This is a genomic window from Micromonospora sp. LOL_025, assembly GCF_048060285.1.
Taxonomy (GTDB): domain Bacteria; phylum Actinomycetota; class Actinomycetes; order Mycobacteriales; family Micromonosporaceae; genus Micromonospora.
The window spans coordinates 367525-392350 of sequence record NZ_JBHMIR010000004.1; the positions used below are offsets into that span (position 1 = coordinate 367525).

Annotated in this window: 25 protein-coding genes and 1 pseudogene; 17 read left to right on the forward strand and 9 right to left on the reverse strand. The window is 73.7% G+C overall.

Annotated features, from left to right (window positions below):
• Positions 1-130: 130 nt before the first annotated feature.
• Positions 131-695, reverse strand: a pseudogene (locus ACFHW0_RS08550) (YbjQ family protein).
• Between the two features lie 24 nt (positions 696-719).
• Complete coding sequence (locus tag ACFHW0_RS08555) at positions 720-1400, reverse strand: S1 family peptidase (protein ID WP_416606670.1); 681 nt, start codon at positions 1398-1400, stop codon at positions 720-722.
• Between the two features lie 404 nt (positions 1401-1804).
• Here ACFHW0_RS08555 and purS point away from each other — a divergent pair, with 404 nt between their 5' ends.
• From purS to ACFHW0_RS08575, 4 genes are all read left to right on the forward strand, one after another.
• On the forward strand, positions 1805-2068 hold the full coding sequence (purS, locus tag ACFHW0_RS08560; RefSeq protein WP_121397234.1) for a phosphoribosylformylglycinamidine synthase subunit PurS: 264 nt from the start codon (positions 1805-1807) through the stop codon (positions 2066-2068).
• Positions 2065-2748, forward strand: coding sequence for a phosphoribosylformylglycinamidine synthase subunit PurQ (gene purQ / locus ACFHW0_RS08565; protein WP_121397233.1), 684 nt, complete (start codon positions 2065-2067; stop codon positions 2746-2748). The genes purS and purQ overlap by 4 nt, the downstream gene beginning before the upstream one ends.
• 67 nt (positions 2749-2815) lie before the next feature.
• On the forward strand, positions 2816-5563 hold the full coding sequence (gene purL, locus ACFHW0_RS08570) for a phosphoribosylformylglycinamidine synthase subunit PurL (RefSeq protein ID WP_416606672.1): 2748 nt from the start codon (positions 2816-2818) through the stop codon (positions 5561-5563).
• Positions 5564-5567: 4 nt separating this feature from the next.
• Positions 5568-6323, forward strand: coding sequence for a 2-phosphosulfolactate phosphatase (locus ACFHW0_RS08575; protein ID WP_416606674.1), 756 nt, complete (start codon positions 5568-5570; stop codon positions 6321-6323).
• A 119-nt stretch (positions 6324-6442) separates the two neighbouring features.
• Here ACFHW0_RS08575 and ACFHW0_RS08580 read toward each other — a convergent pair whose 3' ends face one another.
• Positions 6443-8464 carry a carboxypeptidase-like regulatory domain-containing protein gene (locus ACFHW0_RS08580; RefSeq protein ID WP_416606676.1) on the reverse strand — a complete coding sequence of 674 codons (2022 nt, stop codon included), beginning with the start codon at positions 8462-8464 and terminating at the stop codon, positions 6443-6445.
• Between the two features lie 102 nt (positions 8465-8566).
• Here ACFHW0_RS08580 and ACFHW0_RS08585 point away from each other — a divergent pair, with 102 nt between their 5' ends.
• From ACFHW0_RS08585 to amcA, 5 genes are all read left to right on the forward strand, one after another.
• A complete protein-coding gene (locus ACFHW0_RS08585; RefSeq protein ID WP_416606678.1) occupies positions 8567-8920 on the forward strand; it encodes a sterol carrier family protein in 354 nt (117 codons plus the stop codon).
• Between the two features lie 170 nt (positions 8921-9090).
• Positions 9091-10629, forward strand: a complete 1539-nt coding sequence (purF, locus tag ACFHW0_RS08590; RefSeq protein ID WP_121397229.1) for an amidophosphoribosyltransferase — start codon at positions 9091-9093, stop codon at positions 10627-10629.
• 58 nt (positions 10630-10687) lie between these two features.
• On the forward strand, positions 10688-11842 hold the full coding sequence (gene purM / locus ACFHW0_RS08595) for a phosphoribosylformylglycinamidine cyclo-ligase (RefSeq protein ID WP_121397228.1): 1155 nt from the start codon (positions 10688-10690) through the stop codon (positions 11840-11842).
• 170 nt (positions 11843-12012) lie between these two features.
• Positions 12013-13116: a cyclophane-forming radical SAM peptide maturase AmcB gene (gene amcB / locus ACFHW0_RS08600; RefSeq protein WP_416606736.1), complete on the forward strand. Its 1104-nt coding sequence runs from the start codon at positions 12013-12015 to the stop codon at positions 13114-13116.
• Positions 13085-13318 carry a multiple cyclophane-containing RiPP AmcA gene (gene amcA, locus ACFHW0_RS08605; protein WP_151455707.1) on the forward strand — a complete coding sequence of 78 codons (234 nt, stop codon included), beginning with the start codon at positions 13085-13087 and terminating at the stop codon, positions 13316-13318. Before amcB ends, amcA begins: the two co-directional genes overlap by 32 nt.
• 144 nt (positions 13319-13462) lie before the next feature.
• Here amcA and ACFHW0_RS08610 read toward each other — a convergent pair whose 3' ends face one another.
• A complete protein-coding gene (locus tag ACFHW0_RS08610; RefSeq protein ID WP_089002617.1) occupies positions 13463-13678 on the reverse strand; it encodes a DUF3073 domain-containing protein in 216 nt (71 codons plus the stop codon).
• A 285-nt stretch (positions 13679-13963) separates the two neighbouring features.
• Positions 13964-15046, reverse strand: coding sequence for a Glu/Leu/Phe/Val family dehydrogenase (locus ACFHW0_RS08615; RefSeq protein ID WP_416606681.1), 1083 nt, complete (start codon positions 15044-15046; stop codon positions 13964-13966).
• Positions 15047-15218: 172 nt separating this feature from the next.
• Here ACFHW0_RS08615 and ACFHW0_RS08620 point away from each other — a divergent pair, with 172 nt between their 5' ends.
• Both ACFHW0_RS08620 and ACFHW0_RS08625 read left to right on the forward strand, forming a co-directional pair.
• Positions 15219-16058: a hypothetical protein gene (locus tag ACFHW0_RS08620; protein ID WP_121397224.1), complete on the forward strand. Its 840-nt coding sequence runs from the start codon at positions 15219-15221 to the stop codon at positions 16056-16058.
• Between the two features lie 251 nt (positions 16059-16309).
• Positions 16310-16519, forward strand: a complete 210-nt coding sequence (locus ACFHW0_RS08625; RefSeq protein ID WP_007073996.1) for a BldC family transcriptional regulator — start codon at positions 16310-16312, stop codon at positions 16517-16519.
• Between the two features lie 100 nt (positions 16520-16619).
• On the opposite strand, the gene ACFHW0_RS08630 is transcribed toward ACFHW0_RS08625, so the two are convergent.
• Complete coding sequence (locus tag ACFHW0_RS08630) at positions 16620-17018, reverse strand: PPOX class F420-dependent oxidoreductase (RefSeq protein WP_416606683.1); 399 nt, start codon at positions 17016-17018, stop codon at positions 16620-16622.
• A gap of 54 nt (positions 17019-17072) precedes the next feature.
• On the opposite strand from ACFHW0_RS08630, the gene ACFHW0_RS08635 reads away from it, so the two are divergent.
• Positions 17073-17852: a class I SAM-dependent methyltransferase gene (locus ACFHW0_RS08635; RefSeq protein ID WP_416606685.1), complete on the forward strand. Its 780-nt coding sequence runs from the start codon at positions 17073-17075 to the stop codon at positions 17850-17852.
• 101 nt (positions 17853-17953) lie between these two features.
• Here ACFHW0_RS08635 and ACFHW0_RS08640 read toward each other — a convergent pair whose 3' ends face one another.
• Entirely contained in the window at positions 17954-18250 is a 297-nt protein-coding gene (locus ACFHW0_RS08640) for a hypothetical protein (RefSeq protein WP_121397222.1), read from the reverse strand.
• 161 nt (positions 18251-18411) lie between these two features.
• Here ACFHW0_RS08640 and ACFHW0_RS08645 point away from each other — a divergent pair, with 161 nt between their 5' ends.
• Complete coding sequence (locus ACFHW0_RS08645) at positions 18412-19269, forward strand: 3-hydroxyacyl-CoA dehydrogenase family protein (RefSeq protein WP_416606687.1); 858 nt, start codon at positions 18412-18414, stop codon at positions 19267-19269.
• Complete coding sequence (locus ACFHW0_RS08650; RefSeq protein WP_366641348.1) at positions 19266-20009, forward strand: enoyl-CoA hydratase/isomerase family protein; 744 nt, start codon at positions 19266-19268, stop codon at positions 20007-20009. The genes ACFHW0_RS08645 and ACFHW0_RS08650 overlap by 4 nt, the downstream gene beginning before the upstream one ends.
• Positions 20010-20074: 65 nt before the next feature.
• On the opposite strand, the gene ACFHW0_RS08655 is transcribed toward ACFHW0_RS08650, so the two are convergent.
• Entirely contained in the window at positions 20075-21424 is a 1350-nt protein-coding gene (locus ACFHW0_RS08655; protein ID WP_416606689.1) for an ABC transporter substrate-binding protein, read from the reverse strand.
• A 155-nt stretch (positions 21425-21579) separates the two neighbouring features.
• Between ACFHW0_RS08655 and ACFHW0_RS08660 the strand changes: the two genes are divergently transcribed.
• Positions 21580-21969 carry a hypothetical protein gene (locus ACFHW0_RS08660; protein WP_416606691.1) on the forward strand — a complete coding sequence of 130 codons (390 nt, stop codon included), beginning with the start codon at positions 21580-21582 and terminating at the stop codon, positions 21967-21969.
• Between the two features lie 101 nt (positions 21970-22070).
• Positions 22071-22778 (forward strand): DUF2786 domain-containing protein, encoded by a 708-nt coding sequence (locus ACFHW0_RS08665; protein WP_416606693.1) that lies wholly within the window; start codon positions 22071-22073, stop codon positions 22776-22778.
• A 138-nt stretch (positions 22779-22916) separates the two neighbouring features.
• Here ACFHW0_RS08665 and ACFHW0_RS08670 read toward each other — a convergent pair whose 3' ends face one another.
• On the reverse strand, positions 22917-23435 hold the full coding sequence (locus tag ACFHW0_RS08670) for an SRPBCC family protein (RefSeq protein ID WP_416606694.1): 519 nt from the start codon (positions 23433-23435) through the stop codon (positions 22917-22919).
• Between the two features lie 215 nt (positions 23436-23650).
• On the opposite strand from ACFHW0_RS08670, the gene ACFHW0_RS08675 reads away from it, so the two are divergent.
• Positions 23651-24826 (forward strand): hypothetical protein (locus ACFHW0_RS08675; RefSeq protein WP_416606695.1); only part of this gene is annotated, 1176 nt, incomplete at its 3' end.

A 24826-nucleotide genomic window follows, 5' to 3' on the forward strand; every position in this document is an offset into this window, starting at 1 on the left:
CCCACCCCCCACCCCCCATCCTCTACGCGGTGATCATGAGGTTGGCGGCGGTTTTAGAGATCGACTTCGCCGTTAACCTCATGATCACCGGGGTTGGGGTGGGGTGGGGTGGGTGGGGTCGGTGGGTGGGTCAGTCTCGGGTGGGGGTTTCCGCGGCCGAGCGGAGGTTGGGGGCGCTCGCCGGTTCGGCGATGCCGCCCGGGGACTCGGCGAAGGCCGGGTCGTGCGCGGTCTCGGCGGCGACCAGCGGCTGGTCGGGCGGCATGACGTCGGGCATCTTGGGCGCCACGACGACGGCCGTGCCGTACGCGCAGATCTCCATCCACATCTCGCCGCAGTCCCGGCTGTCGAAGCGCATCCCCACCACGGCGTTCGCGCCGATGCGGCGGGCCTCCTCGCCGAGCCGGGCCACCAAGTCCGTACGCCACCGGGTGAGGTTGTCCGGGGCCATCGGGTCGTACGCGCCACCGCGCAGGTTCTTGACCCCCTCGCGGTACGGGTTCCGCGTCCTGGCCATCGATGACACCACTTCGCCGAGGATCTGGCGGATCTCGTACCCGGGCAGTTGCTCCGTCGTCACGACCAGCACGCTTCCGATGCTGTCAGGGTGACGAGGCGCCCGATCGTGGGCCTTGTTCACCTGATCGGATGCTGCAAAACGGCGCGGCGCGGACGGTCGGCGCGCCGCCGACCATCCGCGCCTACCGTGGCGCTAACCGTCAGACACCGGCCGTCTGGGAGATCCAGGCCCGGTTGTACGCGACGCTGCCGTAGTTCTGGATGCTCTGGCCGTCGGCGGTGGAGGCGACGCCGACCTGCGCGCCGTTGTAGAACTGCGGGCCGCCCGAGTCGCCCCGCCAGGCGTTGCCGTTGATCCGGGTGCTCCGGATCGCCTGCCCGCCGTACGCGTCGGTGGCGCTGTTGCTGGTCACCCGGACCGACGCGGTCTTCAGCTGGGTCGAGGCGGAGCAGCCGCTGTAGCAGGTCATGCCCCAGCCGTAGATCGAGTTGGTCGAGTTGATCGGCGGGTTGCTGTTGGCGAGCGTGACGTACGAGGTGCTCACCGAGCTGGACAGGCGCAGCAGGGCCAGGTCGTACCGGCCGTAGCTGGCGCTGACGGTGCGGGTCTGGCCGCCGGAGGTGCGGTTGACGCTGCCGACCCGGACGGACATCGTGCCGTTGACGCAGTGCCGGGCGGTGAGCACCCACTGCGGCGCGATGATCGTGCCGGAGCAGGTGAACGAGCCGTTGCTGAGTACGGCGGCGGCCCACGGGGCCGACGAGACGGTGCCGCCGCCGATGATGTACGGGCTGACGGGTGCGGCGAGGGCGCCGGAGCTGGCGCCGAGCAGACCGGCCGCTGCGGTGGCCAGTACCGCGATCATGGATCGGATGCGCATGGGGGCTCCTTCGGGGACGGGGCCCGGGTTCACCGGGTCGAGCTGTCGGCCGGCGGGCGGGGGTGGCCCGACGTCCGATCGACGTACGACGATGTACGGTAGGGCCCCTGAGATGTCGTTCACAAGAGATCCATCGGAAATGATGGATGAGACGGTATGGCGGGACGGGCGACGGTCGGGTGCCACGCGGCCCGGCGGAGCGGGGCGAAACGGGCCGGTCGACAACGGATGGGCATCGGGATCGCAACGAACCCGCATCGGTCCCCGGGCCCCGCGCCGGGAATGTCGATCACTGCCTGAACTGCGTCCGGCCGGTGCGTCCGGGGCGGTATCTGCCAGGTAGGCTGGCTGCGCTCGCCCGTTGTGGGTCGGCACCCAACTGCGTACACAGTCAGGAGTGCCCAGTGCCTCGCGTCGTCGTCGACGTCATGCTCAAGCCCGAGATCCTCGATCCCCAGGGCCAGGCCGTCGCAAACGCGCTGCCCCGGCTCGGCGTCAGCGACGTCGCCTCGGTTCGGATCGGCAGGCGGATCGAGATCGAATTCACCGGTGAACCGGACCTGGACCGGGCCCGGGAGATCGCCGACAAGCTGCTCGCCAACCCGGTCATCGAGGACTTCACGGTCCGCGTGGCCGAGGCCGACGAGACCGTGGACGCCCGCTCGTGACCGCCCGGGTCGGTGTGGTCACCTTCCCCGGCTCGCTCGACGACGGGGACGCGGCCCGGGCCGTCCGGATCGCGGGCGCCGAGCCGGTCCGCCTCTGGCACGGTGACCCGCAGCTGCACGGGGTGGACGCCGTCGTCCTGCCCGGCGGCTTCTCCTACGGCGACTACCTGCGCTGCGGCGCCATCGCCCGGTTCGCGCCGGTGATGGGCACGATCGTGGACGCGGCCCGGGGCGGCCTGCCCGTGCTCGGCATCTGCAACGGCTTCCAGATCCTCTGCGAGGCCCACCTGCTGCCCGGGGCGCTCACCCGCAACCAGCACCTGCACTTCCGCAACCGCGACCAGGTCCTGCGCATCGAGTCGGCCGGCACCGCGTGGACGAACACGTTCCAGCCCGGCCAGGAGGTGCTGATCCCGGTCAAGAACGGCGAGGGCTGCTACGTCGCCGACACCGCGACGCTCGACCAGCTCGAAGCCGAGGGCCGGGTGGTCGCCCGCTACGTCGGCGGCAACCCCAACGGGTCGCAGCGCGACATCGCCGCGATCACGAACCCCGCCGGCAACGTGGTCGGCATCATGCCGCATCCCGAGCACGCGGTGGAGGCGCTCACGGGCCCCTCCCTGGACGGTCTCGGCTTCTTCACCTCGGTGCTCAAGCACCTGGTGGGGACGCCGGCGTGACCGTGCGCGGCATCATCGGTCGGCTCACCCGCCCGTCGGGCGGACGCGAGCGCAGCGAGGAGAGGTCATGACCACCCATCCGGACGAGGTACGGGATAACCCGGAGGCCTTCCCGGCCGCCCCGGCGCAGCCGGTGGAGCCGCGTCCGGCCGCCGTCGCGCCGCCGGCCGGGCGTCCCGGGCCGGCGACCGCCGACTGGGCCGACGGCCTGGACACCGTGCCGCGCGCCGGGGACACCCCCGGTGAGCTCCAGCCGTACGCCGAGCTCGGGCTCCGCGACGACGAGTACGAGCGGATCCGGCACATCCTCGACCGGCGGCCCACCCAGGCCGAGCTGGCGATGTACTCGATCATGTGGAGCGAGCACTGCTCCTACAAGTCGAGCAAGGTGCACCTGCGCCAGTTCGGCGAGAAGGCCCCGCCGAGCGACCGGCTGCTCGCCGGCATCGGCGAGAACGCCGGTGTGGTGCAGGTCTCCGACGAGCTGGCGGTGACCTTCAAGGTCGAGTCGCACAACCACCCGAGCTTCGTCGAGCCCTACCAGGGCGCGGCCACCGGCGTCGGCGGCATCGTCCGGGACATCCTCGCCATGGGTGCCCGCCCGGTCGCGGTGATGGACCCGCTGCGCTTCGGCGCCGCCGACCACCCCGACACCGCCCGGGTGCTGCCCGGCGTCGTGGCCGGCGTGGGCGGCTACGGCAACTGCCTGGGCCTGCCGAACATCGGCGGCGAGGTCGTCTTCGACCCCTGCTACCAGGGCAACCCGCTGGTCAACGCGCTCTGCCTCGGCGTGCTGCCGGTCGACCGGCTGCAGAACAAGGCCGCCGCCGGCCCGGGCAACGTCGTCGTGCTGATGGGCGCCAGGACCGGCCGGGACGGCATCGGCGGCGTGTCGGTGCTGGCCAGCGCCACCTTCGACGAGGGCAGCGAGAAGCGCCGCCCGTCGGTGCAGGTCGGCGACCCGTTCATGGAGAAGCTGCTCATCGAGGCATGCCTGGAGCTCTACGACGCCCGGCTGGTCGTCGGCATCCAGGACCTCGGCGGCGCCGGCCTCACCTGCGCGCTGACCGAGACCGCCGCGGCGGCCGGCACCGGCATGCGGGTCTGGCTGGAGCGCGTGCCGCTGCGCGAGCCCTCGATGGAGCCGCACGAGATCCTGGCCAGCGAGTCCCAGGAGCGGATGCTGCTGGTCGTCGAGCCGGAGAAGCTCGAAGCGGTGCTCAAGACCGCCGAGAAGTGGGGCGTCTGGGCCACCGCGATCGGCGAGGTCACCCCGCCGGCGCCGGACGGACAGCCCGGCCGGCTGCTGATCACCTGGCACGACCAGTTGGTGGTGGACGTGCCGCCGGGCTCGCTGGTCGACGACGGCCCGGTCTACGCCCGCCCGATGCGCGAGCCGGCCGACCTGATCCTGCTCCAGGCCGACCGCGCGGAGACGCTGCCCCGGCCGGCCGACCCGGAGGCGCTGCGCGAGACCGTGCTGCGCATGATCGCCTCGCCCAACCTGGCCGACAAGACCTGGGTCACCGAGCAGTACGACCGCTACGTGCTGGGCAACACCGTGCTCGCCCAGCCGGAGGACTCCGGCGTGATCCGGATCGACGAGCGGACCGGGCTCGGCGTGGCGCTGTCGGTGGACGGCAACGGCCGGTACGCACGGCTCGACCCGTACCACGGCACGAAGCTCGCGCTGGCGGAGGCGTACCGGAACGTGGCCGTGACCGGCGCGAAGCCGATCGCCGTCACCAACTGTCTCAACTTCGGCTCGCCGGAGGACCCGGGCGTGATGTGGCAGTTCGCCGAGGCCGTGCGCGGCCTGGCGGACGGCTGCGCCGAGCTGGGCATCCCGGTCACCGGCGGCAACGTCAGCTTCTACAACCAGACGGGCGCCGCGCCGATCCACCCGACCCCGGTGGTCGGTGTGCTCGGTGTGCTCGACGACGTGGCCGACCGGGTGCCGATGGGCTTCGTGCCCCGGCCGAGCGGCGACCACGACCAGATCTTCCTGCTCGGCGAGACGCACGTGGAACTCTCCGGCTCGGAGTGGGCCTGGGTCACCCACGAGCACCTCGGCGGCGTACCCCCGCAGGTCGACCTGGCCCGCGAGCGGCTCTTGGCCGACCTGCTGGCGGAGGCCGCGCGGGTCGGGCACCTCAGCGCCGCGCACGACCTCTCCGACGGTGGCCTCGCGCAGAGCCTGGTGGAGTCCTGCCTGCGGCGCGGCGTCGGCGCCCGGATCGCGGTGCCGGAGCGGTTCGAGGGCGGCTCGATGCCGTTCGTCTACCTGTTCAGCGAGTCCGCCGGCCGGGTCCTGGTGTCGGTGCCGCGCGGCCGCGAGAAGGCGTTCACCGCCCTCTGCGCCGAGCGCGGCGTGCCGTTCGAGCTGATCGGCGTCACCGACCCGACCGGCGGCGCACTGGAGGTGCACGGCCAGTTCCGGATCGGCCTGGACGAGCTGCGGGCCGCGCACGGCGCGACGCTGCCGCGCCTCTTCGGGGGCGCGGGGGTCGTCGAGGTGCCCGCGCCGGCCACCGGTGTGGCGGGGGCCGTCGAGGCCGTGCCGCTGCCCGTCGCCGAATCGACCGGGGTGGAGCCCGTGGACCCGTCGGCCGTCGTGAGCGAGCCGATCGCGTCCTTCGGGCCGGTCCCGTCGACCGGTGCCGTCGAGCCGGTGACCCCGGCCGAGGCGGCAGCCCTGGCGGAGGCCGTCGCGCCCGGCCCGGAGCAGCCGGCGGCCGAGGCCGCCGACCAGCCGGCCGAGGCGGGCGGGGCGTCGGCTCCCGGGTCCGGCGACACCGAGCCCGGTCGGCGCTGAGGCGGTGGCCGCTGCCGTCCACGTCCAACCCGGTTCCGGCGCCCGCTTCGACTGGGGGGTGACGGGGGCGGCCGAGCTGGGCCGGGTGTGCGCGGTGCTGGTGGTGGTGGACGTGCTGTCGTTCACCACCGCCGTGGACGTCGCGGTCGGGCGCGGCATGCGGGTGCACCCGTTCCCGTGGGGCGAGCAGGCGGCCGACTACGCCCGGCGGGTCGGCGCGGTCGCGGCGGTGGGCCGCCGGCAGACGACCCCGGAGCATCCGTGGTCGCTCTCGTCGGCGGCGCTGACCACCGCGCCGGTCGTCGCCGATCTGGTGCTGCCGTCGCCGAACGGCTCGGCGATCAGCGCGGCGGCCAGCGCGACCGGGCTGCCGGTGGTCGCGGCCTGCCTGCGCAACGCGCGCGCCGTCGGCCGTTGGCTGGACCAGCAGGGGTACGGCACGACGGACGCGCCGATCGGCGTGATCGCCTCGGGCGAGCGCTGGCCGGACGGCTCCCTGCGCCCCTGCGTGGAGGACCAGCTCGGGGCGGCCTGCGTGCTGGACGCCCTGTCGGGTGTGCCCGGCGGCCTCTCCGTGGAGGCGGCCATGGCCCTCGCCGCGCTGGCCAGCACCCCCGACGTGCCCGCCGCGGTCTGCGGCAGCGTGTCCGGCCGCGAACTCATCGAGGGCGGCTTCGCCGGGGACGTGGAGGTCGCCGTCCGGGTCGGCGTCTCGGCCGTGGTCCCGGTGCTGCGCCAGGGCGTCTTCTCCGCCGCCTGACCTTCCCGCAACCGCGCGTCCTACCTGGTCCGAAAGGCCGGAACGGCGGCGAGGGCCGCCCGGATCTCCGGACGGCCCTCGCCGTGGTGCTGTCGTCGGGGGCCCGTCCCCCGAGCGGGTCAGTCGTCCAGCCAGTCCAGCCGGCGGCCACCCCGGTCCTGCTGCGGTGGGCCGTCCGGGCGACCGCGACCGGTCTGCGGGTCCTCGTAGCCGCCCGGCTGACCGTAGCCACCCTGGCCGTAGCCTTCGCGGTCCTCGTAGCCGCCGCGCTGCTGCGGGGGCTCCTGGCCGTAGCCGCCCTGGCCGTAGCCGCCCTGGTTGTCGTACGAGGTGGGCTGGTCGTAGCCGCCCGGCTGGCCGTAGCCGTCGCGTGGCGCCGGAGGCTCCTGGCCGTAGCCACCGGGCTGGCCGTAGCTGCCCCGCTCGTAGCCGCCGCCCGGCTGGTCGTAACCGCCGGTCGGCTCGCCGCCCCGGCCGTACCCGCCCAGCTCGGACTGGCCGTAGCCCTGACCCTGCTCCGGCTGGTAGACGCCGGTCGCGTACGGGTCGGCCGGGGCCGGATACTGCGTGGCGTCGCCGGTGTAGCGGCCGGTCGGCTCGTCGTACCGCTCGCCGTAGCCCCGGCCGCCGCCCGCCGGCGGGTAGCCCGCGGCACCCGCCGCGCCGGCCGCACCCGCCGGAGCGCCGTAGTCGTTGCTGCCGTAGCCGCCGCCCGAGGCGGGCGCGTTGCCGTAGCCGCTTCCCGAGGACGGTGCGTTGCCGTAGCCGCCGCCGGCTCCGCCGCTGCCGTAGCCGCCGCCGGAGGCGGGCGCGTTGCCGTAGCCGGCACCGCCGTAGCCACCCGCGCCGGCCGGCTCGTCGCCGTAGCCGCTGCCGCCCCAGCCCTGCTGGTTGCCCGCCGCGCCGTAGGGCTGCGGGGGAGCCCCGTACGGGTCCGGCGGCACGTCGTCGACCACGGGGCGGTGCATCATCGTCGGGGCGTCGCTGAGCGCGGTGCCGCCGACCATCGTCGGATCCGGCGTGGCACCGACGCGGTTGACCACCCGGGTCTGGTCGTCCGCGCCCCGGAACGCCCCGCGCGCCGCCGGGACCGCACCGGCCGCGGCGCCCGCCGGGGCGTCGTCGTCGGCCTCGTCGCCGCTGTCCTTGCGCCGCATCCAGAGCAGCACGATGGTGCCGACACCGGCGGCGACGAGCAGGCCGCCGAGCAGGATGATCAGCCAGGAGCCCATGCCGCCGGAGTCCTCGTTGCTGGCGTTGGCCGCCGCGCCCGGGGTCGCCTCGGCGCTCTCCTCGGGCGTCTCCTCGACGGGCTCGTCGGAGGGGAGGGGCTCCTCGCTGGCCGAAGGGGTCGCGCTCGGGGTCGTCTCGACCTTGATCGCCAGGGCGATGCGCTGGCCGGTGACGCTCTGCCCGGCGGACGCGTCGAAGCTCTTGGTGGCGTAGACCTCACCGACGCTGGCGCCGACGGCGAGCCGGCCGGGCGCGATCGGCTTCTCGCTGCTGCCGGTGAAGCGGAAGTTGCCGTCGTCGTCACTGATCGTGTCGCGCTTCTTGCCGGCGCCGTCCTGGAGCATGACCACGGCGTTCGGCACGGCCTTGCCGTTGGCCTGGGCGACGACCTTGCCGGAGACCGACTTGACGGTCTGTGCCTGCGCGGGCTCGGACGGCTGGGCCTTGCCCTTCACGCCGAGCTGGAAGGTGGCGGTGCCGGGGCCGGACTTGTCGCCCTCGGCCGCCACGGTCACGGTGACGTTGGCGTCGCCGGCGTTGTCGTTGGCCCGGAGCCGCAGCAGCTGGGACCTCGGCCGGTCGTTGTTGAAGTCGATCTCCCCGCAACCGCCGGCGCAGCTCACGCCGCTCGGCAGGCCGGCGAGGCTGATCTGGACCTTCTCGTCGCCGTCGCGGGGGGTCACCTGCACGGTGACGGCGGCGTCGCTGCCGGCGTTGACGGTGACCGAGCCGGGCGACACCGTGACGTCGGCGGCCAGGGCTGGTGTGGCGGGGACGGCGAGCAGAGCGCCGACAACCAGCGCCACGACCACACCGGCCCGCTGCTTCCAGGCACGTCGGTGTGTTGACACGTCCACCGCCTTCCGGACTGACTTCCCTCGGCGGCGAGGCGCCGGGCCGGGGATCATCACGGTACGAATACGCCGTCGGCAACTATGCCTTGTCTGACCGGATCGGCGCGACCCAGGGCCAGCGTCGGACGCGGCGCGTTGAAGCCGTATCGTCCCGTCGTGTCCTCTCCGCACATTAAGTCCGCCGCGGTCGCGGCGGCGTTGTCGGCGCTCGACGAGGGGCGTACGCCCGAACGACCGGTCCTCCGGGAGGCGGTCCGTGCCCTGTTGACCGTCCTCGCGGAGCGCGCCCCCGGCCGATCGGTGGAGGTGCGTGTCCCACCTTACGGCGCAGTTCAGTGCGTTCCCGGTCCCCGACACACCCGTGGCACCCCTGCGAACGTCGTCGAGATGGAGCCCGAGACCTGGCTGGCGGTGGCCACCGGACGGCTCGACTGGGCCGACGCGATCACCGAGGGTCGCGTACGGGTGAGCGGAATCCGGGCGGATCTCTCCGCGCACCTGCCGCTCTAGCTGCGGCGATACGCATCGACAGGTGACAGGTTGGAGGCGGATCGTGACTTTCTGTATCGACACGGATTCGCGTACACTGTCAGGCGACGACAGTGGTCCCGGTCGAGGAGTGCGGATCCGCCCCCGCGTGATTCCGCAAGGCCGGTCCAGATCAGCATGAGGGAGCGCAGGTGCCCCGAGGCGACGGCCGGCTGAGCCACGACCTTGATCCCCAACGACCAGGCCCCCAGGACGCGTGCGGCGTCTTCGGCGTCTGGGCGCCCGGGGAGGAGGTCGCCAACCTGACCTACTTCGGGCTCTACGCCCTCCAGCACCGTGGCCAGGAGGCCGCGGGCATCGCGGTCAGCGACGGCTCGGGCGTGGTGGTCTACAAGGACCTCGGCCTGGTCGCCCAGGTCTTCGACGAGCCGACCCTGGCCAGCCTGCGCGGGCACGTGGCGATCGGGCACGCCCGCTACTCCACCACCGGCGGATCGACCTGGGAAAACGCCCAGCCGACCATCCGGTCCACCACGTCGGGCACCACCATCGCCCTGGCCCACAACGGCAACCTGGTCAACACCGCGGAGCTCCAGCGCGAGGTCGCCGAGCGGGGCCTCGTCGCCGACGGCTCGACCAACGACACCTCCCTGGTGACGATGCTGCTGGCCAGCCGCCCGGACCTGTCGGTCGAGGCGGCGGCGCTGGAGGTGCTGCCGCAGCTGCGGGGCGCCTTCAGCTTCGTGTTCATGGACGAGTCGACCCTCTACGCGGCCCGTGACCCGCACGGCGTGCGCCCGCTGGTGCTGGGCCGGCTGGAGCGCGGCTGGGTGGTGGCCAGCGAGACCGCCGCGCTGGACATCGTCGGTGCGAGCGTGGTCCGCGAGGTCGAGCCCGGCGAGCTGATCGCGATCGACGAGGACGGCCTGCGCTCCAGCCGGTTCGCCGCCCCGGAGCCCAAGGGCTGCCTCTTCGAGTACGTCTACATCGCCCGCCCGGACGCCACCATCGCCGGCCGCAACGTGCACTCCGCCCGGGTGCAGATCGGTCGCCAGCTGGCCAAGGAACACCCGGTCGAGGCCGACCTGGTCATCCCGGTGCCGGAGTCCGGCACCCCGGCCGCGATCGGCTACGCCGAGGAGTCGGGCATCACCTACGGCGCCGGCCTGATGAAGAACCCGTACGTCGGGCGCACCTTCATCCAGCCGTCGCAGACCCTGCGCCAGCTCGGCATCCGGCTCAAGCTCAACCCGCTGCGGGAGAACGTCCGGGGCAAGCGGCTGGTCGTGGTCGACGACTCGATCGTGCGCGGCAACACCCAGCGGGCGATCGTGCGGATGCTGCGCGAGGCCGGCGCGCTGGAGGTGCACGTGCGAATCTCCTCGCCGCCGGTCAACTGGCCGTGCTTCTACGGCATCGACTTCGCCACCCGCGCCGAGCTGCTGGCCAACGGGCTGGACAACGACGGCATCCGGCGCTCCATCGGGGCGGACACGCTCGGCTACGTGTCGCTCCCGGGCCTGATCGCCGCCACCGAGCAGCCGAAGACCCGGCTGTGCCGTGCGTGCTTCGACGGGGAGTACCCGATCGAGCTGCCCGCCGGCAACCTGATCGGCAAGCACGTGCTCGAAGGGGTGGGTCGGCGGGTCGCCGCGCAGGCGTCCGACACCCCGGAGCACACCGCCCCGCTCGTCGCCACTCCGGGCGGCGTGACCACACACCGCCCGTAGCACCACCCGGCGCGGCCCGGTCACCGCCGGCGCGGCGCCAGAACCAAGGGGGAGAACCGTGACGCACGTGTCCGAGCGCAGCGGCGCAGGAAGCAGCCCGACCGGCGCCGGCGACGACCGCCAGCCCTGGACGGCCGGCGCCGGCCGTCAGGCGCGCAAACGCTCGGTCTCGTACGCGGACGCCGGGGTCTCGATCGAGGCGGGCGACCGCGCGGTCGAGCTGCTGAAGTCGAAGGTGAAGCAGACGCGGCGTCCCGAGGTGATGGGCGACCTGGGCGGCTTCGCCGGCCTGTTCCGGCTGGACACGAAGAAGTACAAGAACCCCATCCTGGCCTCGTCCACCGACGGCGTGGGCACCAAGCTGGTGATCGCGCAGCAGATGGACATCCACGACACGGTCGGCATCGACCTGGTCGCGATGGTCGTCGACGACCTGGTGGCGTGCGGCGCCGAGCCGCTCTTCCTGCTCGACTACATCGCCACCGGCGAGGTCGTGCCGGACCGGGTCGCCGAGATCGGCGCGGGCATCGCCGACGGCTGCCGGTACGCCGGCTGCGCCCTGCTGGGCGGCGAGACCGCCGAGCATCCGGGCGTGCTGCGTCCGGACGAGTACGACATCTCCGCCACCGGCGTCGGTGTGGTGGAGGAGAGCGACATCCTCAGCCCGGACCGGGTCGAGGTGGGTGACGTGGTCATCGCGATGCGCTCCTCCGGCCTGCACTCCAACGGCTACTCCCTGGTGCGCCACGTGCTGCTGGGCGCCGGCCGGATGCGGCTCGACGTGGTGATCGACGACTTCGGCCGGCAGCGCACCCTCGGCGAGGAACTGCTCACCCCGACGAAGATCTACGCGCAGGACTGCCTGAAGCTCATCGCCGAGGCCGAGGTGCGCTCCATCGCCCACGTCACCGGCGGCGGCATCCCCGGCAACCTGGTCCGGGTGCTCCCCGAGCACGTCGACGCGGTGGTCAACCGGTCCACCTGGAAGCCGCAGCCGATCTTCGACCTGATCCAGTCCAAGGGGCGGATCGAGGACCCGGAGATGGAGGCGACCTTCAACATGGGCGTCGGCATGTTCGCGATCGTCTCCGCCGAGGACGCGGACCGCGCGCTGGCCACCCTGACGGGCCGGGGCGTCGACGCGTGGCAGGCCGGCGAGATCATCGAGGGCTCCGGCAACGTGCAGATGATCGGCCAGCACACCAGGGGCTGATCGACTCCCGGTGACCGTACGGGCACCTGATCAGGGCTTCACCCAAGTGGCCGTCGCCGCCTAGCCTGAAGGGCACCCTCAGAGCTGTCGGGGCCGCCCGCCCGGGTTCCCCGACAGCCCTTCAGGCACGGAGGAGGGCAATGGCTGCTCGGGGACTGCCGTTCAGCGGGATGCGCGGCCTGGCCGCCGTCCCCTCGTACGTGGTCATGCAGCCCACCACCCTCTGCAACCTGGACTGCGCCTACTGCTACCTGCCGTTCCGTGCGGCCGATCGGCGGATGCCGGTGCCGGTGGCCGAGGCGGTGGCCGCGTCGGTCAACCCCTGGGCGGCGGCGGGCCGCTTCTCGGTGGTGTGGCACGGCGGCGAGCCGCTGGCGGCCGGCCGGGAGCACCTCGCCGCGCTGATCGCGCCCTTCGGGCCCGAGGTCGAGCACCACGTCCAGACCAACGCCACGCTGATCGACGACGCCTGGTGCGCGTTCTTCGTCGAGCACGGGGTGCGGGTGAGCGTGAGCGTGGACGGCCCGCGGGAACGCAACGGCGACCGGGTCACCCGGGGCGGCGGGCCCGCGTACGACCGGATCCTGCGCGGGGTGGCGGCGCTGCGCCGGCACGGCCTGCCGTTCTCGGCGCTGGCGGTGGTGGGCCGCCCCGGGCCGGGCCTCGCCACCGAGCTGTACGACTACTTCCTCGACCTGGGCTGTGACGTGCTGGGCGTCAACATCGAGGAGACCGAGGGGGTCAACCTCCGCGACAACTCCCACGATCCACGGCTGGTGACCGCCTTCTGGGCGGAGCTGGTGGCGGCCTGGCGCCGGGAGCCCCGGATCCACCTGCGCGAGGTCGAGTGGTCGCTGCGGTACGCCGCGGCGGTCCTGGACGGCAGCGCCGACGATGTGCTCCCCCGGCGGTTGGACCCGATCCCGACCGTCGGCCACGACGGCTCGGTGATCGTGCTCTCGCCGGAGCTGGCCGGTTTCACCGATGTCCGCTACGGCGACTTCAGCAGCGGCAACGTGCTGGCCACCCCGCTGGTCGAGATCCTCGCCCACGCGGACCGGACGCCCTGGGTCGGCGAGTTCCTCGCCGGCGTCGAGGCGTGCCGTTCGTCCTGCCCCTACTTCGGGTTCTGCGGCGGCGGTCACGCGGCCAACCGCTACTTCGAACAGGGGCGTTTCGACGGTACGCAGACCGCGCACTGCCGCAACAGCAAGATCCACTTACTGGAGGGAGTGTTGGAGCATGCCCGAGACCACCAGTCACCGGCATCCTGACCGGAGGACGGACACCCCGGACGAGGTAGCCGACCGGGTGCGGGAAGCCGCGCCGGGGCTCACCGCACTCCTCCACGAGGCCGAGGCCGCGCGGCGACTACGGGCCGAGGTGGCGGGCGGCGACGGCGCGAGCGCCGTGTGCGCCTGGAACCACTTCGAGAACATCCCGACGTTCTACAACTGGAACAACCGTCCCCGCTGACACGGACCGTGATCAGGGACCTGTCGATCGTCCGGAGGGCTCTCCGGGACGGGGCAGGTCCCTGATCGTCGGTCGTGGCGCCGCTTCGATGGGCACATGCGTGAGCACGCGGGCGATCACCGCGTGCTCAGCTGCTACCGGAGGTCAGCGGGGCGGACGTACCCAGGGATCCGGGTCTTCGTCCGCGTGATCCTCATCATCGTCGTCGACATACTCTTTGTAGTCGTCGTCGAAGTTGTGCTCAGACTTACCAGCACCCGCCAGTTCGCGCTGCAAGGCGGTGAGGTCGGTGTTCGGGGAGTGGTACTTCAACTCCCGGGCCACCTTCGTCTGCTTGGCCTTAGCACGGCCGCGCCCCATGGCTCGACCCCCTCGCACAGAATGCGGGGCAGCCCGAAGGCGGGCCCCGATGACGTCAGGCATCTCTCGTGGCTCTTACGGTACATGGGGATGCCATCGTTCGACACCTCGGGTTACCGTCGACCGACACCGCGCGTCGCGGTCATCCGGCCGTCACCGATTGTACCCGGTAAGGAGCGGCGCGGGGAGCGCCCGTGACACCGGGCAAAGCAGTCCAAACCACCCTAACGGGACGGGCCGCCCGCCGTGGCCGGGGGCGGAACGGCCGCTCCGCCCCCGGGGCCCTCAGCGCAGGTGGATCGTGCGCAGCCGGCCGACGTCGGCCATCCGCCGCTCCGCCAGCCGGTCCGCCGCGACCGCCGGCGGCACGCCCTCGGCGTCGGCCAGTCGCAGGATCTCCCGGGTGGTGTCGTAGATCCGGGTCGCGCGCAGCTTGGCCCGGTCGAAGTTGAAGCCCTCGATCTCGTCCGCCACCTGGATCACGCCGCCGGCGTTCACGACGTAGTCCGGGGCGTAGAGGATGCCGCGGTCGGCGAGGAGCTTCTCGATGCCGGAGTGGGCGAGCTGGTTGTTGGCCGCGCCGGCGACCACCTTGGCGTGCAGCGCCGGCACCGTGTCGTCGTTGAGCGCGCCGCCCAGCGCGCACGGGGCGTACACGTCGATGTCGGCGGCGACCAGGGCGGCGGCGTCGTCGACCAGCGCGACCCGCGGGTGGGTGGTGCGCGCCCACTCCAGGGCCTTCGGGTTGACGTCCGTCGCCACCACCTCGGCGCCGTCGTCGATGAGGTGGCCGACGAGGTACTTGCCGACCTTGCCCAGGCCGGCCACGCCGACCCGCCGACCGGCGAGGGTCGGGGCGCCCCAGACGTGCTCGGCCGCGGCCCGCATGCCCTGGAACACGCCCCAGGCGGTGAGGATCGAGGAGTCGCCGGCGCCGCCGTGCTCGACGCTGCGGCCCGTGACGTACGAGGTCTCGCGGGCGATCACGTCCATGTCGGCGACGTAGGTGCCGACGTCGCAGGCGGTGTAGTAGCGCCCGGCGAGGGACTCCACGAAGCGGCCGTACGCGCGCAGCAGCGCCTCGCTCTTGATCCGCTCGGGGTCACCCCAGATGACCGCCTTGCCGCCGCCCAGGTCCAGACCGGCGAGGGCGTTCTTGTAGGCCATGCCCCGGGAGAGGTCGAGCACGTCGGCGAGGGCCTCGGACTCGCTGGCGTACGGGTAGAACCGGGTCCCACCGAGCGCGGGGCCGAGCGCGGTGGAGTAGATGCCGATGATCGCCTTGAGGCCGGTCTGCTTGTCCTGGCAGAACACGACCTGTTCGTGACCGCTGGACCCCGGGTCTTCGGTGGTGGCGAATACGCCCATGACTCGCTCCTGGTGTGGGGTGCGTCCTTGTGGAACGCGGACCGGTGGACCGCCGGCGGGATGCTGCCGGTGCCGCTGAGCCTAGTATCGGCCGACGCCGTCCGGCCGCCCACGTCGCGCGTGATCGTGCCGCCGGCGACGGCCGAGTTCCAATTCGTGGGAGGATCGCGCCGTGCCGTCGCTCTTCGCTTCATACCTGCGCGTGTACGAGCCGCTGACCGCCTTCGACCGGGACCGCCAGGCGTACTGGCGGCGCTACGTCGAGCAGGGGCGGGCGGTGGCACCGGTGGAGGGGCCGGGCCGGCAACGGACGTCGGTGCTGGAGGCGCTCGGCGCCGGCTGGACCCGGCTGCCCGACCTGCCGGACGAGGCGTACGTCCTGGAGACCGACGAGGCCCTGCTGGTCTGCCCGTGGAACCTGCGCATCCGGGTGGCCGAGGCGGCGTTGAGCGCGCGCGACGGGGTGCCGCCGGTGCTGGCCGACGCCTTCGTCCCGCCGGTGCTCGCCGGTCAGGCGAAGGCAGTGGTGGAGGACTGGCGCAGCGGGGCGCGGGTGCTGGAGCACGGCGTGCCGCGCGTGCACGAGCAGATCGCCACGTGGGGCGTACCGCTGCGCTGGTTCGTGCTCTTCGACCCGGAGGAGCGGCACCACGTGACCCACCCCGGGCGGCGGGCGCTGCGCTACCGGACGGAGATCTCCAAGGCACGGCGTCGTTCGTCGCGGGCCCTGTCGGTGCTGCGCAAGTCGATCGGCGACGCGCCGATCACGGAGGCGGTCGAGGAGGCTGCCCGCTGGCTGGAGGAGTTCCACCCCCGCTCGATGGTGGAGCTGGACTACGGCGGCCTGGTCGAGCTGCTGTCGGACGAGACGCTGGCCGCCGACGACTCACCCGAGCTGGTGGCGAGCGGGCTCGCCGGGCTGTCCCGGGGCGAGGCGGAGGAGGCCTCGGCGGCGTACGACAGGCTGGTCGCGCGCTGGCGGGCGATCCAGTTGCTGGAACGGTGCAACTGATACGAAATCGCCCAGGGAGCGCTCCCACGCTGAGGCGAGTTCGTAGTCGACGCATCACGAACCGTGATCATGAGTCCGAATAAGGTACTTTCTGCCGTGTAAAAGTCGCATAAATCGGGCATGGTTCATCCGTCCGTCTAGGGACGTTCGGCCGTTCGGCCCATGTCGGACATCGGGGACTAGCCGGACCATGGGAGACGCGTCGGCCGGCGGGACCCCGGCCGATGTCTATACATGTGGAGGAGTGACCGATGGCATCGCGAACGCACGAACCAGAGCCGCTACTCACACCGGCCGAGGTGGCGTCGATGTTCCGTGTCGACCCGAAGACGGTGACCCGGTGGGCCAAGGCGGGCAAGCTCAGCGCCATCCGCACGCTGGGTGGCCACCGTCGGTACCGGGAGTCGGAGGTCAGGGCCCTGTTGCAGGGACAGATTCCCCAGCAGCGCCAGGGGGACTGACCGACCGGGAGTCAAACAGGCGTGAACGGAGGGCGGCGGACATGGTCCGCCGCCCTCCGTCGTGTCCGGACCCCGCCCGCGTACGCGACGGGGGCGCGGATCAGGCGCCGGCCGTCGGCCCGTCCGCGAGGACGACCCGGATGCCGACCGTGCCGCTCTCACCGCGACGCAGGCGGCTGCCGAGCAGGCTGAGCCGGCCGATCATCCGGTACTTCTGCTTGATCAGCTCACGGACCCGCCGCGTGCCGGCCGCGTCGCAGAGGGTCGCGTGGGCGGCGACCGCCTCGCCGTGCGGCCGGCCCCGGACGTCGCACGGTGCCACCGTCACGTCGCCACTGCGCCGGATCCGCTTCACCTTGCCGGCGTCCGCCGCCGACCACACCCAGAGCGCGTCGCCGTCGCGCACCGCCCAGACCGGGGTCGGCACCGCCCGACCGTCCTTGCGAAACGTCGTGAGCAGGATGTACTTCTCCGCGCCGAGGCGGTCCAGGGTGGTCACCCCGCCAGGATACGACCGGTGCGGCTGACTGACCGGCCGGATAGCGTGAAGCCCGTGACGGCACAGCCACGGATCGGTGACGTGTTCGGAGAGATGCTGCGCGACGCGTACGCCGTGGCCACCGGGGTCGGCCCCCGGCCGCTGGCCGGCGGGCGGCTGCCGCGACCGGTCATCGAGATCATCGAGCGGGACGACGGGCTCATCAACGGCGCGCCCGCCGCGCACTACCTGGACCCGCCGGCGGACTGGCAGCCGTACGACCACCGTGCCGTGGACCGGGTCCGGGGCGCGACCCTGGACGTCGGCGTCGGAGCGGGTCGGATCGCGCTGCTGCTCCAGGAGCGGGGCGTGCCCGTCACCGGGCTGGACACGTCGGCCGGGGCGCTGGCCGTCTGCCGCCGCCGGGGCGTACGCGACCTGGTGCACGGCACAGTCGACGCGCACGTCGCGGACGGCCGCCGCTACGACACGTTCCTGCTGCTCGGCAACAACGTCGGCCTGCTGGAGGGGCGGGAACGGGGGCCGGCGCTGCTGGCCGCGTTGGCCGCGCTGGCCCGGCCCGGCGCACAGGTCATCGCCCACGGCACCGACCCGTACGGCACCCGGGACCCGGTGCACACCGGCTACCACGAGCGCAACCGGCGCCGGGGCCGGTTCGGTGGGCAGCTCCGGCTTCGGCTGCGCTACCGGGAGCTGGGCACCGAGTGGTTCGACTACCTGGTCTGCTCCCCGGACGAGCTGGCCGAGCTGGTCCGGGGCAGCGGCTGGCGACTGGCCGACGTGGACGACCGGGACGCGCCGTACTACCTGGCCACGCTGCGCCTCGCCGGCTGACCGCAAGGCCCCGACCGCGACAGGGGCCGCGTAGACCTCGGCCGGCGGCCCTGGAACGCCGACGCCGGATTCCCGCTGGACGCGGGAACCCGGCGCGGGTGTCAGACCTGGACGGTCGGCGGGAGCTGCTCGGGCGGCAGGCCGCCGTCGCCGTCGACCACCTCGTCGGGCGTGCCGTCCTCGTCGAGGTCGACCATCGTGATGTCCACCTTGCCGTCGTGGTCGGTGTCGAACTGGAAGAGGTCGGGCTTGCCGTCCCCGTCGGTGTCGGCCACCCAGACGTCGGTGCGGCCGTCGTTGTTGGTGTCGGCGCGCAGCAGGTCGACCCGCTCGTCCCCGCGGGTCTCCACGGTCTCCGCCGCGTCCGTGGCGTGCGCGGTCTCCGGTGCCTGGCTCATCTGGCCCGTCCTTCCCTCGGTTGGGTGCCGTGGTACCCGATCCTCCGCGCCCCCACGCATGCCGTGAAGATCGCCGCTGCATAGGGTCGGCCCATGAGCGAGTGGAGCGGGCGGCGGGGCGCGGGTCGACCCCGTCCCGCCACCGGAGACAGGGAGGCGTCATGAGCGACCGCTTTGTCGTCGTCGGGGCCGGCACGATGGGCCTCGGCATCGCGTACGTGGCGGCCGGGGCCGGGCACGCCGTCGAGCTGGTCGAGGTGGACCGGGCCCGGGGCGCGGCGGCCGTCGAGCGGCTCGGGGAGCTGTGGGACAGGGCGGTGGCGCGCGGCAAGCTGGACGCCGACCGGGCCGCGACGAACCGGGAGCGGGTGACCCTGCGCTCAGGGCTCGCCGAGGTCGCCGAGGAGCCGGCGGTGGTGGTCGAGGCCGTACCGGAGCGGCCGGACCTGAAGCGGGCGGTGCTGCGCGAGGCCGAGGCGCTGCGGCCGGCGCTGCTCGGCAGCAACACCTCCAGCATCCCGATCGCCGCGCTGGCCGAGGGGCTGGCCCGGCCCGAGCGCTTCCTCGGGCTGCACTTCTTCAACCCGGTCTGGGCGATGGCCCTGCTGGAGGTCGTGGTCGGCCCGGCCACCGCGGAGGAGACCACCGCCGAGGCGGTCGCGCTCGCCGGCCGGCTGGGCAAGGACCCCGTGGTCGTACGCGACATGCCCGGCTTCGCCACCTCCCGGCTCGGGGTCACCCTCGGGCTGGAGGCGATCCGGATGGTCGCCGACGGGGTGGCCAGCCCGGCCGACATCGACAAGGCGATGGTGCTCGGCTACCGGCACCCGGTCGGCCCGCTGGAACTGACCGACCTCGTCGGGCTGGACGTGCGGCTCGACATCGCGCGCACCCTCCAGGCCGCGTACGGGGACCGGTTCGCCCCGCCGCCGCTGCTGGAGAAGATGGTGGCCGCCGGCCGGCTGGGCAAGAAGTCCGGCCAGGGCTTCTACCGCTGGGAAGGCGGGGTGCGCTCATGAGTGGGCTGCGGATCGAGGAACACGCGGACCGGCTGGTGGTGACGCTCGACCGGCCGGAGAAGCGCAACGCCATCGACGCCGACCTGATCGCCGAGCTGCACCAGGTCTGCGCGGACCTGGAGGCACGGCCCCGCCTGCTGCTGCTCACCGGCGGCACCGAGGGGATCTTCGCCGGTGGGGCGGACATCGGGCAGCTGCGCGAGCGGGGTCGGCTGGACGCCCTCGCGGCGATCAACTCGGCGGCCTTCGCCCGGATCCGGGCGCTGCCGATGCCGACCGTGGCGGCCGTGGACGGGCCCGCGCTGGGCGGGGGCGCCGAGCTGGCGTACGCCTGCGATCTGCGGGTCTGCACGGCGCGGGCGGTGTTCGGCCAGCCGGAGGTCCGGCTGGGGATCCTGGCCGGCGCGGGGGCGACCCACCGGCTGCCGGCGCTGGTCGGGGAGGCCCGGGCCAAGGAGCTGCTCTTCACCGGCCGGCGGGTGGACGCCGAGGAGGCGCTGCGGATCGGGCTGGTCAACCGGGTGGTGGCCGAGCCCGGCGAGCTGCTGCCCACGGCGCACGGGCTGCTCGACGAGATGGCGAAGGGCTCCGCGCTGGCGCTGCGGCTGACCAAGCTGGCGGTCGACGCGCCGGCCGCCGCGCACCCGCACCTCGACCTGGTCAGCCAGGCGGTGCTCTTCGAGGACGAGGAGAAGCACCGGCGGATGACGGAGTTCCTGGAGCGTCGCCGCCCCCGCTGAGGCCCCGGACGAACGACGGCCGCACCGGTCACCGGTGCGGCCGTCCGTGTCCGACGGGTGGCGGCTCAGTGCCGGATCTCGACCCCGGCGTCCGCGAGGGCCCGGATCACCTGCGCGGACTCGGCGAAGCCGATGATCAGCACGGCCTCCGCGCCGAAGTCCTTGATCTCCTTCGCGCCCGCGACGAAGTCGATCGGGTTCGCCTTGGCGTCCTCCGGCGGGTCGTAGGTCAGCAGCTTGAGCCGGTCGCCGCCGATGCCGGCCCGCTCCAGTTCGGCCCGGACGGTGCTCTGGAGCCCCTCGCCGTAGGAGTCCTTACGGGCGACGATGGCGATCTTCTGCGGGCCGTCGCGGAGGATCACGTCGGCCAGCGCCCGGCCCTGGAGGCTGTCCGGCGGGGCGGTGCGGAAGTAGAGGCCCTTGTCGTCCAGCTCGGTGAGGCTGGCGTCGGTGTTCGACGGGGCGAACAGCACCTTGCCGGCCCGCACCACGTCGGGCAGCACCGCGCGGGAGATGCCGGAGGCGCCGGCGCCGATGATGACGTGGACGTTCTGCGCGACGTGCCGGGCCACGGTGGCCTTGGCGACGGCCGGGTTGGTGCCGTCGTCGCCGTCGATCCAGGCCACCGGCTCGCCGAGCACCCCGCCCGCCGCGTTGATCTCCTTGATCGCCAGCTTGGTGCCGGCGGAGATCGGCGGGTACGCGAGGGCCAGGTCACCGGACTGCGGCAGCAGGCCGCCCATGACCAGCGGCGAGCCGTCGCTGCGGTCGGTGCGCCCGCCGCGCTGCTTCTTCGCCTTCGGCGGGGCCTTGGTGCTCGCCGCCGACTCGTCCCCGGCCCCGACGAACTCCGTCTTGCCGTCGTTGAGCCGCTGGCCGTCGAAGTGCAGCGTGCCGTAGCTCGCGGTGGAGGGCTCCCCGGCGTCGGTGAAGCCGGCCCGGGTCAGCGAGACGCTGCGGTACTCCACGTCCTGACCCGCGCGGGCCAGGACCAGGCACTCGGCCACCCGCTCGCAGCGCTGCCCGCCGTTGGTGACCCCGACGATCTGCTTCGCGATGGCGGCCGGATCCGTCGTGCCCGCGAGCTGTGCGGCGATCGCGCTGATCACCACCGCGTCGTACGCCTCGGCGGAGTAGAGGAAGTCGCCCAGCTTCGGGTCGATGGACCGGAGCCGGTTCTTGAAGTCCTCGGGCAGGGGTGTCAGCGGCGTGGTGCCCTTCATGCCGTCGACCAGGCTGGCGCGATCCTTCAGCTCGGCAGGGTACGAGTTCAGCATGTTGCCGTCGGTGCCGTAGAGGCGCACCTGTTGGGTGGCCGCCTCCTCGGGCTCTTCGGTCCCGCAGGCGCTCGTGGCGAGCAGGAACGTCGCGCAGGCAGCCAGGGTGGCCGCCCGCGAGGCGCGTGACTTGAACATGGTCGTCCTTCCTCCGGCGAAGGTCCGCTGCGCACATTAGCGTGCTGGGCTGCGCGGCGGGACCACGGATGGGGCTCAATCCGCAGGTCGCCCGCCCTGACTACGGAAAGTGACTGCTGCCGGATGGCTTGACCCTCCCCTCTACCGTGCTGTGGGTGACGGACTCACCACAGCAGACGCTCGACGACGCGACCGCCGTGCTCCGCTCGGCGCTGGCCGGGGACGGCGACGCGGTGGCGGGGGCTTTCGACGCCGTCGTCGACCGGTCCGGCCTGGCCGGCGCGTACGGGGTGGCCTGGTGTCTTGCCGCGACGATGGTCGGCGAGCCGGTCCCGCCGGGCACCTGCGCGCTGGACTTTCCCGGCATCGACGAGGCGGGCTACGACACCCGCTGGGTGGCGCGCTTCGTCAGCGCGTACGCCAACGCCGACGCCGACACCGGCGAGGCGCTGTTCGGGGCGGCGGCGGCCGACGGGCTGCTGCCGGAGTGCCTGCTCACCCTCGCCGGCTCGACCGTGGCGACACTGCGTAGCCGAGCCGACTGACCCGTCGGTGCCGCCCGCCGGCTCGGGATCACCTGGGCGCCCGACGGCCACCGGTCGGGCGTGGTGCGGCGGGGCCGGTCCGCCGTGACAGGCTGAGGGGCATGTCCGACGCCATGCTCAGCAAGGTGCGCAAGCTGCTGGCCCAGGCCGAGGACCCGGCCTGCACCCCCGCCGAGTCGGCCGCGTTCACGGCCAAGGCGACCGAGCTGATCGCCCGCTACGGCGTGGACCGGGCGCTGCTGGCCGCCCGGGATCCGGCCACGGACCCGGTGGGCGACCGGGTGGTCGAGGTCGTCGCCCCGTACGCCCGGGACAAGGCCGGCCTGCTCGCCGCCGTCGCCGATCCGCTGCGCTGCCGCTGCGTCCGCCGCCGGGAGGGCGCCGGCTTCGCCATGCACCTGTTCGGCTTCGCCAGCGACCTGGAACGGGTCGAGCTGCTCTTCACGTCGCTGCTGGTGCAGGCCGCCCACGGGCTGGCCGGCGCCGAGGTGCCGGCCGGCGCGCATGTCGCCGCCTTCCGGCGCTCCTGGCTGGCCGGTTTCGCCCAGGTGATCGGGGTGCGGCTCCGGGCGGCGGAGGCCGGGGCGGCCGCCGAGGCGGGTGCGCCCTCGGTGGCACTGGTCCTGGCCGACCGGTCGGACCGGGTCCGGCACCGCGTCGCCGAGGTCTACCCACGGCTGCGTACCGCCGCGCCGCGCCGGCTGGCCGGCGGCGGTTTCGGCTCGGGTGCCGAGGCGGGCCGCCGCGCCGACCTCGGCGGGCGGGGCGTCGCCACCGCGCCGGGTGCGCGTCCCGGCCTCGGCCGCTGACCGCCGCAGCCTCCGACGGCCGGTGCGTGCCGGCGGTGGCGCGTGCCCTTGGTGGCGTGTGGGCCTGGCCGGTGCGTGCCGGCGTAGCGCCTTGGGCCGGGGCGGTCGGGCGGCGGGCGGTGAACCGCCGGGAGCCGGTCAGCCGGCGCTGCGGTCGGCCACCCTGGCGGCGTAGCGGGTGAGCAGTTCGTGCCAGCCGGCGGTCAGCGCCTGCCGGTAGCCCTCCGCGGCCTCGCCGTGCCGGTCGAAGTGCCGGTGCTCGACCTCCACCCGCGTCCGCTCCGGCCCGTCCGGGTGGAAGAGCACCTCCACCTCGCTCGCCTTCGCCGGGTCCGGCACCGGCGCCCGGTCCGCCCCGATCTGCCAGGTGAAGACCAGCCGCTCGGGCGGATCCCAGGTCAGCACCCGGCCCCAGTCGCAGCGGAAGCCGTGCGGACCGATCTCGTAGAGCATGCCGCCGCTGTGCGGCTCCATGCCCAGGTCGGCGAGCTGCTCCGGCCCGGACCAGGTGTATTCCACCACCCACCACTGCGCCAGAGCCCCGGTGAACACCTCGAACGCCCGCTGCGCGGGGGCGGGGACCAGGAGGGCGCTGCGCAACGCGAACCGTTCGGACTCCTGCCGGATGCCGGCCGGGTCAGCCATCTCCTGTCCCATAGGCCCGGACCATACCGGCTCATGCCCGGGTGCGCAGCTCTGCGATTGCCGTCTTCTGGGCGCCCTTCCGCACGCCGGACCGCGCCGGCGCGTCTACCCGTGGCCGGGCGGCCAGCCCGGTCGTACCGCCGTGCCGGCGGGATGTTCGGCCGGATAGCGGGTACCCGCGCCGAACGGTCCCGGCCGGCCCGGCCGGAGGATGCGGAGCGGGGAGCATGAGCGAGTACGCGCAGCAGCGGGACAACGACCGAACCGGCGGGCGATCGAACCGACGCGACGGGGAAGCGGAGCCTGCCCGCCGCGGCAGGGAAGCGGAAGCTGCCCGCCGGGGCGGGGAGAACGAGCCGGACGTCCTGCTGGACATCCCGGAGGTGTCCGTCGACTCGATCCGGCTCGCCGTGGACGGGCTGGACGCCGACGTCTCCCTGCGGGCCCGGCTGGCCAACCTCCTCCAGCTCGACGCCGGGGTGCGGGTGCACCTGGAGGGCGTCGAGCTGGACATCACCGGGGTGCACGCCGAGGCGTTGCTCAAGGTGCGGCTGGAGAAGCTGGTGCAGATTCTCGACCGGGCGCTGACCACCATCGACCGCAACCCGCAGGTCATCCAGACGCTGTCGGGTACGGCGACGGCCGCGATGGACGACGTGAACCGGGCCACGCAGCAGATGTCCAACCTGGGCGAGCAGCTCGTCGGCCCGGGGGAGCAGCGCCCGCTGGAGCGGGCCGGCGGCGCGACCGACGACCTCGGCCAGCAGGTGGGTGCGATCGGCGCGGTCGCCGACCAGTCACTGCGGGAGCCGGGCGGCCCCGACCGAGGCGGAGAGCCCGGTCCCGGCCAGGGCGGGGAGCCCGGTGCCGGGCAGGCCCAGCGGGGTGGTGGCCTCGCCAGCGGGTCGGGCGGCGGAGGCGAGCAGGGCCAGGCGCAGCGTGCACGCGAGCGGGCGGGTGACGAGGCGGCACGCCGGGAGCCGGATCGGCCCGAGGAACGGGAGCACGGCCAGGGCGCCCCGGAGCAGGGCGCGCAGCGGCCGGGCGGTTCGCAGCAGGGGGACGGCGGGCAGCAGCCGGGCGGTGAGCAGCGGCCGGGCGGCGAACAGGGCAGCGGGCAGCGGCCGGGCGGTGAGCAGGGTGGCGGGCAGCGGCCCGGTGGTTCGCAACAGGGCGGCGGCGCGGAGCAGGGCGGGCAGCGGCCGGGGCGCGAGGAACAGGGCGCTCAGCAGCCGGGCGGTGAGCGGGTCGGCGGGCCCGGGGGCGGCACGGCCGGAGAGGGCGGCGCGGATCGGGGCACCGGTGGGCCCGGCGACGGGGAGCGGGGCACCGGTGGGCCCGGCGGCGCGGAGCGGGGCGCCGGCGGGCCCGGCGGCGGGCCGGAGGTCGGGCGGCGTGAGCCG